Annotated in this window: 6 protein-coding genes; 2 read left to right on the plus strand and 4 right to left on the minus strand. The window is 65.6% G+C overall.

Annotated features, from left to right (window positions below):
* Nucleotides 1–24 precede the first annotated feature (24 nt).
* From D7Y61_RS18360 to D7Y61_RS18375, 4 genes are all read right to left on the minus strand, one after another.
* Nucleotides 25–738, minus strand: a complete 714-nt coding sequence (locus D7Y61_RS18360; protein ID WP_180868361.1) for a M15 family metallopeptidase — start codon at nt 736–738, stop codon at nt 25–27.
* Nucleotides 671–2,224, minus strand: a complete 1,554-nt coding sequence (locus D7Y61_RS18365; RefSeq protein WP_180868363.1) for a serine hydrolase domain-containing protein — start codon at nt 2,222–2,224, stop codon at nt 671–673. The genes D7Y61_RS18360 and D7Y61_RS18365 overlap by 68 nt, the downstream gene beginning before the upstream one ends.
* A gap of 83 nt (nt 2,225–2,307) precedes the next feature.
* Nucleotides 2,308–5,307, minus strand: coding sequence for a TonB-dependent receptor (locus tag D7Y61_RS18370; RefSeq protein ID WP_180868364.1), 3,000 nt, complete (start codon nt 5,305–5,307; stop codon nt 2,308–2,310).
* A gap of 51 nt (nt 5,308–5,358) precedes the next feature.
* Entirely contained in the window at nt 5,359–6,849 is a 1,491-nt protein-coding gene (locus D7Y61_RS18375) for a transglutaminase domain-containing protein (RefSeq protein WP_180868366.1), read from the minus strand.
* 132 nt (nt 6,850–6,981) lie between these two features.
* Between D7Y61_RS18375 and D7Y61_RS18380 the strand changes: the two genes are divergently transcribed.
* Both D7Y61_RS18380 and D7Y61_RS18385 read left to right on the plus strand, forming a co-directional pair.
* Nucleotides 6,982–8,421, plus strand: coding sequence for an SH3 domain-containing protein (locus D7Y61_RS18380; RefSeq protein ID WP_180868368.1), 1,440 nt, complete (start codon nt 6,982–6,984; stop codon nt 8,419–8,421).
* The gene (locus D7Y61_RS18385; RefSeq protein ID WP_180868370.1) at nt 8,418–9,512 is read left to right on the plus strand and encodes a dipeptide epimerase; all 1,095 of its coding nucleotides are present in this window, start codon (nt 8,418–8,420) and stop codon (nt 9,510–9,512) included. Before D7Y61_RS18380 ends, D7Y61_RS18385 begins: the two co-directional genes overlap by 4 nt.
* The last annotated feature ends 412 nt before the right edge of the window (nt 9,513–9,924 follow it).

The following is a 9,924-nucleotide window of genomic DNA, read 5'->3' on the forward strand; positions in this document are numbered from 1 at the left end:
GCGGCCGGCACTACCGTGTCGCCGCTACCGCACGGGAACGTCGTAGGCGACGCCGGGATCCGGTTCGGGCTGGAACGTGTAGTGCCACCACTCCTGCGGATAGTTGACGAAGCCACGGCGCGCCATCGCCTGCAGCAGCTGCTGGCGATTCGCCCGGTGCGCTTTGCTCAGTCCATTCGTGCGTGTATGCGCACGCGGGCCGAAGAAATCGAAGTCGGTACCCATGTCAAGCGGCATGCAGGTACCACTACGGCAATCCAGCAGACCCAGATCCACAGTGGCGCCACGGCTGTGGCCGGAACGTTCGGCGATGTAGCCATCGGCCAGCAGCCGCGGCTTGTCCAGGTCCGGGTACTGCAGTGCCTTGCGCGAGAGCTCGTTCGGATCGTTCACCCAGGCCATGAAGGCCTGCACGGAACGCACCGGCCGATAGCAGTCGTACAGGCGCAGGCCGAAGCCCTGCGCACGCAGGTCCTGTTCCACCTGCGCCAGCGCTTTGGCCACCGATGCCAGCAGGTAGCAGGACGGCGCCTCGTAACCGGGCACGCGCGCGCCGGTGAAGTTGTTGGCACCGGCGTAGCGGATATCCATGTCGATACGCGGCGACAGCGAACGGATCTCGACCAGGCCGGCACTCGCCGCGTCCGTTGCGGGTGAAATGCGCGGTGGTTCAGCGCCGTTGGCGGTCGCCGCCAGGGCAATCGCCAGTACGAGTGAAATGCAGGTCCTGGAAGTCATAGCTGAAGTCGATGTCCGGATCGATGGCACGCAGGTCCAGTGTCGGTGCCGGGCCTTCGCCTGGCTGCAGCCACACCTGCGCGTCGTCGCCCAGCGTATCCCAGCGCAGCAGCCAACGCCCCTGAAGTTGCAGCACGGCACCCTGCAGGCGCGGCGATCTATCCACGCTGAAGCGCAGGCCGTCGCTGCCCGGGCACAGCGATGCGGGCCCCAGCCAGGGATCGCGGTAGCGCCCCTGCCATCGCTGAAGATCGGTGACGGCGGCCGCTTGTGCGCCCCTGGTGGAGGGCACACGACTCCCCGTGGCGGCGCGCACGGCCCGATCAGCCGCCAGTTCCGCCAGGTAGTACCCCACATGTTGCGCGTCTTCCGGCGCGGTGAATTGTTTCAGGGTCGACTGCATCAGCGCGGTACGCGCGTCTTCGGCCTCGCCGTTGATCAGCATCACCACACCAACCTTGCGGTCCGGCAGCAGCGCCAGCGAGGAATACATGCCTGTCAGGGTACCGGTATGGGCGACTTTCCAGTGCCCGTCCATGTCCGACACCCGCCAGCCCAACCCATAACCGTAGAAACGGGTGTTGTCCCAGTCGCGTTGGCGCTCGCCCAGCGGCATTGGCATGTGCAGCGTCCACAGCATGCGGCGTTGCTCGGCGCCCAACCACGCCGGTACCAGCGCCGGGTCCAGCAGCACCTGCATCCAGCGGATCATGTCGCGCAGTGAACAGCGGATGCCACCGGCCGCCATCGACGTCAGATCGGGGCTGAGCGCTCCATCACCAGCGACCACCACGTTGCGGCCATCGCGCCGCACATGCGGTTGGGCGACATTGCCGATCTGCTTCACCGACCATGCGCCCACCTGGCAGCGGGTCATCCCCAGCGGCTCAAACACGCGCTCGCGCATCAGCTGGTCATAGGGCTTGCCACCGGCGGCCGCAGCCACCTCACCGGCAACGACGTACATCAGGTTGTCGTAGGCATAGCCGCTGCGGAAACTGGTGACCGGTTTCAGGTGTGCCAGCCCGGCGATGACGTCGCTGCGCGTGAAGTCATTGGGCTCAGGCCACAGCATCAGGTCGCCGGCCCCAAGGCCGAGGCCGCTGTTGTGGATCAGCAGATCGCGTACCTGCAGATGCTCACCCACCCACGGGTCATGCATGCGGAACGCTGGCAGATGACGCTGCACCGGATCATCCCAACGCAGCTTGCCCTGCTGCACCAGCGTGGCCAGCAGCGCGGCGGTCATCGCCTTGCTGTTGGAGGCGATCTTGAACAGCGTGTCCTCGTCGATGCGGCCACCGTCACCACGCGCGCCTTCGGTGTGGCGATAGACCACCTGGCCATCCTCGACCACCGCCATCGCCAGCCCCGGCAGGTGCTCGTGCTGGTCCACAAAGGCGATGGCGGCATCCAGGCGTGCGCCGTCCACTGCGTGGGCAGCGGGGCTCACCAGTGCCGCGACCAGTAGCAACAGACGATGCAAGGCAGTCTCCGTCAGGTGGTGCCGGATCATATCCGGCGATCACAGACCGGCGCCGCCCGGCAGGGCGGCGCATGGATGCGTCCTCAATAGCTCCAGGTCACCGTCAGCTGTGCGTAGCGCGGCGACTGGAATCCAGTGCCATAACCATACATCGGGTTCGGCGTACCGATGCTGTCCTGCGGCTCGTAGTCCTGGTCCACGGTTACCACGCGCTGCTGGTTCAGCACGTTGTAGACCGCCAGCTTCAGGCGCAGGTCGGTGGGGATCGGCACCTTGTACGACACGCTCACGTCCAGGTCGTAGGTCCACGGCGTGCGGCCATCACCGCCGCGCGGCGAATGCACGAACACACGTTCGGACGGTACTGTGGCCTGGCAGTTGGACACGCACACGTAGTAACTGTGGAAATCGGTGGCATCGAACGGGTTGCCTGCGCCAAAGCGGGTAATCGGGCTGCCCGACTGAATGCCCAGCGTCGCGGCCACGCTCAGGTTCTCGGTCAGCGCATAGCTGCCACGGAACTTGAACTGATGGCGACGGTCGTTGGCCAGGTAGCCGTAGCCACGATAGTTCACCCACGGGTTGTCGAAGTTCTCGGTGCGCCCCGCATCGGCGAAGTCGGTATCGGAATTGACCGGCCCCTCGGCGTTGCCGCGACCATAGGCAAGCGTGTACGACGCATTGAAGCCCCACTTGCCATCCCAGGCACGGTCGACCTGCAGCTCCAGTGCCTTGTAATCGCGCTTGGGTTTGACCCAGCCACGTTGGCCCACGTAGTTGCCATCATCATCGTACAGCGCCCAGCCTTCCCTGGACGTATCGATGCTGATCCAGCCATCATTGCTGCCGTCGCAGTTGGTATCGCCCCACACCGTGTTGGTACGGCCCGGGTTGCCCATGATCCATACGCCATCGATGGCGCCACATTGGCCGGTAGCGGTGATGTTCATGTCATCGATGGCGTTGTGCAGGCGACGGTAGGTCACGCTGGCACCGACCGACCAGGCTTCATTGATCATCTGCTGGAAGCCGAGAATCGCCTCGTCCTGATACACCGGGTCCATGTCCCGGTTCACTTCAGCACGCAGGTCCGGCACGCTGCCATCGCCCTGCGAGTTGTCGACCGGGCCGATCTGCGCTCCCAGAAGCGGCACATTGTTGGCCGCGCCGCTGTAGCCGAGGAACTCGTACCAGGTACGCTCGTCCAGGAAGCCACCTGCCTGCTTGATGTTGATGACGTTGGCCACGGGCAGGAAGTAGCGGCCCAGGTTGCCGAACACCTTGGTGGTGCCGTCACCGCGCACATCCCAGGAGAAGCCCAGGCGCGGCGCAAGCATGTCGTCGATCTTGATGTAGCTGCTGCCGTCACCGCCCTTGTTGTCGAAGGCTTCCAGGCGCAGGCCCATGTTCAACAGCAGGTTGGGGGTCACCTGCCAGTTGTCTTCCAGGTACCAGGCCGAGTTGATGGTCTTGAACGCGCCTTCAACTTCGTAGCGGCGGGTACGTGCGACCAGACCGCTGGCAGGCACGACACCTCCGTTGAGCGAGCTGCCCGGCGTACGTGCGTAGATGTCGTAGCGCAGGCCGCCGGGGCCTGGATAGGCGCGGCTGTAGGCGGAGGTGTTCTCCTCCCGGTCCATGCCGAAACGCAGCAGATGGTTGCCGAGCGTCCATTCGAAATCAGCACGTGCAGCCTTGCGTGTATCCAGCGCGGATTCAAGCTGCGAGCTGCTGGTGCAGCTGCGGTCACCCTGCAGCGCCGGCGGTACCCCCTGGCTGGCAGTGCGGTTGTCAAACACACGGTTGCAGTTCTCGTCCATCAGCGAGCTCTGCACCCGGTTGCGCTTGTTCTCGCCGTACATCAGCTTCATGGTCAGATCATTGTTGACCTGCCAGCTATACGTGCCCGACCAGTTCTTGCCGCCCACGGTGTTGTAGATCTGGTTGCTGCGCTCGCTCGCGGCCGCCCCCGTCGCGTAGTCGTATTCATAGACGTCGGTAAGCGTCTTGCTCTTGTCCGAGAACCCGAACAGCGACAGCATCTGGTTGTCGGTGATCTGCCAGTCGATCTTGCCGCCCCAGAACGGATCATCGGCCTTGCCCTGGCTCAGGCGTGTACCGGCGTCGTTGGTCGAGGTCGGACGGTAGTCGCGTGCTTCGTACATGCCGAAGAAGAACAACCGATCCTGCACCAGCGCACCGGAGGCGAACACGTTCAGCGCGCTGCGGCTGTAGTCGTCGCGGCTGGCGGTGATGTAGCGGCTGCCTTGGCCGTCGTAGCGATCACGCGCCTGCGACTGCCATGCCCGCGGCTCGAACACCAGTTCCGCGCCGGCCTTGAAATCGTTGCTGCCCGAGCGGGTCACCGCGTTGATGACACCACCGGTGCTGCGCCCGAACTCCACCGAATAGCCGCCGGTCTTGACCTGGAACTCCTGGTAGAACGAGAACGGCACCGACGAGAAGCCGACCCGGTTGTAGAAATCGGTGACGTTCAGGCCATTGATGTAGACCGTGTTCTCGGCCACCGACGAACCGCCGAAGGAAATGCCCTGGCCACCCAGCGACCCCTTGCCCTTCACCGCACCCGGCGCCAGCAGCGCCACGGCGGTGATGTCACGGTCCACCGGCAGGCGCGAGAGTTCCTCGCGGGTGATGTTGGTGGCCGACTCGGTGGACTTCACATCGACCATCGACACCACCTGCGGTGCCCGCACTTCGACCGTGCCGAGCGTGCTGACCGCGCCCAGCGGCACGTTGACGGTGGTGGCGCTGCCCAGGCTGACCGTCACCTGGCCGACGCGGCTGGCAGTGCCCCCCGGCAAGGCAATCTCCATGTCATAGGTGCCCACCGGCAACAGTGGAATACGGTAGCTGCCGTTGGCCTCGGCCTGCACGGAGCGCACGAAGCCCGTTGCCGGATTGCGTACGGTCACCGTGGCACCGGCCGGCACCTGGCCGCCATCGCGGGTCAACCGCCCGACCACCGAACCATCCTGTGCGAATGCGCTGGGCGCGATCACCCCCAGACACGCCCCGAGGGCGACGCACAACGCCGCCCGCTTGATGCTGTAAGCCTTCATCCCCTGCTCTCTCCTGCAAGAATTGAATGGTGTGGAATGCGATGTGTCGCGCTAGCGTTGCCCGGCTGGCAGTACCCGCCACTGGAAGTCGTAGCTCCATTGGTCGAAGTACAGGTTGCCGCCTGCCCACTCGGCCTCGCCGCGCTGCGAGTCGACCGTTTCCGAGCGGTAATGCTGTTTGGCCGGCACCAAGGGCTGGCCGAAATCGTCGTTGAAGGCGATGCGGTAGCCATCGAGGCCACCGATATAGAAATCGCGCAGCGCAGGTACGTCGCTGGCCAGCGCACCGGTGGTCACGTCCATCGGCAGCCAGCCGTACGGCGCCAGGTAGACCTGCCCCCAGTCGTGCAGGTTGTTGTAGCCGCTGCCATCGCCGGAGAACACCATGCCCGACTGCCAACGCGCGGGAATGCCGTTCATGCGCAGCAGCGCGATCAGCAGCAGGGTCTGTTGCCCGCAGTCGGCATGGCCGGCGCGCAGCGCGTAATCGCTGATGTTGCTGAGGGTGGAGTATTCGCGCGCACCCGCCCATGGAATGCGATCGACTGCGGCGAACAGCTTCCGTACTACTTCATACGGGCGTGTCTCGCCCTGCAGGACCTGGTCGGAGAACAGCTTCAGCGCGGGGGTGAAGCGCACATGCGGCAGCTGTTCGGCCAGGTAGGGCTTCAAGGCCGGATCAGCCGGGGTTGGCTGTACCTTGGCCGGATCGATCGCGGTATGCCGCGCGAAGATCGTCACCGCATAGCGGATCTCGAAGCGGGTCGGCTGCCCGGTCACGGCTTTGGCTTCCAGGTAGGCGGTGCGCTGCAACGTGCTGGCCGGTGCCACCCGCGCCTTGCCCGGGGTGCTGCCCAGCCACTTCACGTTTTCCTGCTGGCCGGCAATCTCGCGCGGGTAGGGAATCCACACGCGCACGGTTTCACCAGCCGGCACCGCATCGGCCTTCACCGTGAGCGACTGGGTGAATTCGATGCGCTGCGGCAGCACCGAGGCCCGGCCACTCTGTTCGGCCGCGGCAACCACTCGCGCATGGTGTGCATTGAGCACTTCATTCGGGCCCGGCGCCGGCATCGGCGCATCTGCGCGGCGGCGTGCACGCGCTTCGTCGCTGAGCAGGAACAGGTTCGACGGTGCGCGCTTGAAGTACCAGCGCGTGCCATCGATATCGAGGTGTTCGATCAGGCCGAGCTGGTCCCAGCGTGCGAATTCCTCGTCGGTGAGGTCGGGAATCCAGCGGCGCACAGCGGCCTTCGCGCTGGTTTCGTCGAGGCTGAAATCCAGGCGCATGCGGCGCATGCGTTCTTCCTGGAACGCGATGTCGTCGAAACTGACGCCAGGTTCCGCCGCGTCGGCGGCCGACCAGGTGTTCATTACGCTGTGCGCTTCAAAGAAGCGTCCCGCGTCGATCATCTGCACGATGCGCGCAAACTGGATGGCCGAAGGCGGCGGCTCCGCTCCCGCCGACCACGCCCACAGCAGCAGCGCGGCACACAGGCCGGCAGCAGCAGGCAGACGCGGTTTGCGAACGGCAGGATCCACAGCGACACTTCCCAAGCGCGGGTGGTAACGGCTGTGTAACACGGGCCGGGATGCCGGTCAATAATTTATTCTTGATTTCGAAGCCAAAAGGAATAAATATTCCAACAGGCATTCGAGGAGGGTGTGCACCGCATGAGCCTGGCTTCCCGCGAACGGCACCAGCATTGGCCGCGCCGCTTGACCCTGGCCCTGTGCCTGCTGGCCGCACCGGCCTTTGCGCCGGCCGCCCCGGCACCCGATCCCGGCGCACCGCTGCCCTATGTGATCGGCCTGCACGAGGCCTACCTCACCCCGCAGTACTGGGCCGCGCGCCTGGACAACGCCGATGCGCCGATTCTGGATCGCGCGCAGATCGCGGCACAGAACGCGCGGATGCGAGCGCAGGACAGCCATATCCAGGACATCGCCGCACTGCCCGCCCAGTTTGATGCGGCGACGGTGCGCGCCAGCATCGCCGCGCTGTCGAGCTGGCCCACACGTGCCCTCTACAACGACAAGGGCCAGGCGATCACGCCCGCGCTGCGCAGCACGATCGAAGCCAACCTCGGCCTCGATGCAATTCCCGCCCAGACGGCACCGGCCTACGGGCTGGTGGTGAAGCGCGCAGCACTGCGCACCTTCCCCACCCGCGAGCGCGTGTTCAGCACCGTTGGTGACACCGACATCGACCGCTTCCAGGAGTCGGCACTGTTCCCCGGCGACAAGGTGGTGGTGGTCCATCGCAGTGCCGATGGCCGCTGGCTGTTCGTGCACAGCGAGCGCTACAGCGCGTGGATCGAGGCCGATGCCATCGCTGGCGGCAACAAGGCCACGGTGCTCGGCTACGGCACAAAGGGCCCGTACCGCATCATCACCGGCGCCACCGCACAGACCGCCTACACCCCGGAGGAACCGCGCGTCTCGCGCCTGCAGCTGGACATGGGCGTGCGCCTGCCGGTGCTGGCCGACTGGCCCGCTTCAGACCCGGTGAACGGCCAGCAGGCGCATGCCGCGTGGGTGGTGCAGCTGCCGGTGCGCGAAAGCGATGGCCGCCTGAAACTGGTGCCGGCACTGCTGCCGCGCTCGCAGGACACCGCCGCCGATTACCTGCCGCTCACCCCGCGCCTGCTGCTGCAACAGTCCTTCAAGTTCCTCGGTGAACGCTACGGTTGGGGCCACGACTACGACACACGGGACTGCAGCGGCTTTGTGTCCGAGATCTACCGCAGCTTCGGCGTGCTGCTGCCGCGCAATACCAGTGCACAGGCGATCAGCCCGGCGCTGGATCGCCTGCCGTTCACCGACAAGGTCGGCAAGACCGCGCGCGACCGTGCGGTCACCGATCTGCAGGTGGGCGATCTGGTCTATATCCCCGGCCACGTAATGATGGCCATCGGTCATGTCGACGGCCGCACCTGGGTCATCCACGATACGGCGGGCGGCAGCTGGTTCGGTGCCGACGGCACGCGCGTACAGGCCCACCTCAATGGTGTTTCGGTCACGCCGCTGGAGCCGATGATGGCCAGCGATACCGTCCGCTACATCGACCGCATCACCAACATCCAGCGCCTGCGCGCCAAGACTCCTGAATGAAGATCACCGCCATCGAACTGGGCATGCTGCGCGTGCCGCTGAAGACACCGTTCAAGACCGCCCTGCGCACGGTGGAGACCGTGGAAGACGTGGTGGTGCTGATCCGCACCGACACCGGCCACACCGGCTACGGCGAAGCCCCGGCCACTGCGGTGATCACCGGCGATACGCACGGCTCGATCATCGAGGCGATCCGCCACTTCATCGCGCCGCGCCTGATCGGCCAGGACGTGGTCAACCTCAACCATCTGTGCACGCTGGTACAGAGCGCGATGGAGCGCAATACCAGCGCCAAGGCCGCGGTGGAGATCGCGCTGTACGACCTTTGGGCACAGCTGCACGGTGCCCCGCTGTACCAGATGCTCGGCGGCGGCGACCCGGTGATCACCACCGACATCACCATCAGCGTGGATTACATCGACAAGATGGTGGCCGATTCACTGTCGGCGATCGAACGCGGCTTCGAGTCGCTGAAGATCAAGGTCGGCAAGGACATCGGCCTGGACATCGAGCGGGTCAAGGCCATCCACGCCGCCGTCGAGGGCCGTGCCCTGCTGCGGCTGGATGCCAACCAGGGCTGGACCGCCAAGCAGGCGGTGCATGCGATGCGGACGCTGGAAGAGGCCGGCGTGGTGCTGGAGCTGCTGGAGCAGCCGGTGAAGGCGGCCGACATCAGCGGCCTGAAGTACGTCACCGACCGCGTCAATACACCGGTGATGGCCGACGAAAGCGTGTTCAGCCCGAGCCAGGTGATGGACCTGATCCAGCAGCGCGCAGCCGACATCATCAACATCAAGCTGATGAAGACCGGCGGCCTGTCCAACGCGATCCGCATCGCCGACATCGCCGGCATCTACGGTGTGCCGTGCATGATCGGCTGCATGATCGAGTCGAGCATCAGCGTGGCCGCGGCCGTGCACCTGGCGGTGGCCAAGAGCGATGTGATCACCAAGGTCGACCTGGACGGCCCGTCGCTGGGCCAGTTCGACCCGGTCAGCGGCGGCGTGCACTTCAACGAATCGGAGATCAGCATCAGCGATGTGCCGGGGCTGGGCATTACTGAAGTGCGTAGGCTGGAGATGCTGGGTTGATTTCTGCCTTGCGGCTGGCCTGGCGTACAACTGACTTTGGGTCGGGCGTTACTTTTCTTTCTGCGGAAAGAAAAGTAACCAAAAGAAACGCTCCGCCGGCCGCGAGCCGGTGCTACGCACCGGTTCCCTGCGCTCCTCGGCCCGTCGAGGGACGGCGCGGGAACTCGCTACGCTCAGACACCCGCGCCTCTTCGCCCTCGCCGGACCTGCGGTGCTCGGCTCGCTACAAGGCGGACTCAACGTCCAATGCAACAGCTGCACCCAGTAGATCCACGCCACGCGTGGAAGCGCTTGTTTTTGCCCTACCCCGTAATCCCTTCGCGGCTGGCACGCGCGCGATGTGTCCAGGGTCGGGGGGGGGGGGGGGGGGGGGGGGGGGGGGGCGGCCGGGGGGGGGGGGGGGGGGCCCCGR

The organism is Stenotrophomonas maltophilia (genome assembly GCF_013464485.1).
Lineage (GTDB): Bacteria > Pseudomonadota > Gammaproteobacteria > Xanthomonadales > Xanthomonadaceae > Stenotrophomonas > Stenotrophomonas maltophilia_AW.

What these genes read in the sequence shown, in the direction of transcription:
- D7Y61_RS18360 (WP_180868361.1), bottom strand. Translation starts at nt 738, where the DNA reads ATGACTTCCAGGACCTGCATTTCACTCGTACTGGCGATTGCCCTGGCG.
- D7Y61_RS18370 (WP_180868364.1), bottom strand. Translation starts at nt 5,307, where the DNA reads ATGAAGGCTTACAGCATCAAGCGGGCGGCGTTGTGCGTCGCCCTCGGG.
- D7Y61_RS18380 (WP_180868368.1), top strand. Translation starts at nt 6,982, where the DNA reads ATGAGCCTGGCTTCCCGCGAACGGCACCAGCATTGGCCGCGCCGCTTG.
- D7Y61_RS18385 (WP_180868370.1), top strand. Translation starts at nt 8,418, where the DNA reads ATGAAGATCACCGCCATCGAACTGGGCATGCTGCGCGTGCCGCTGAAG.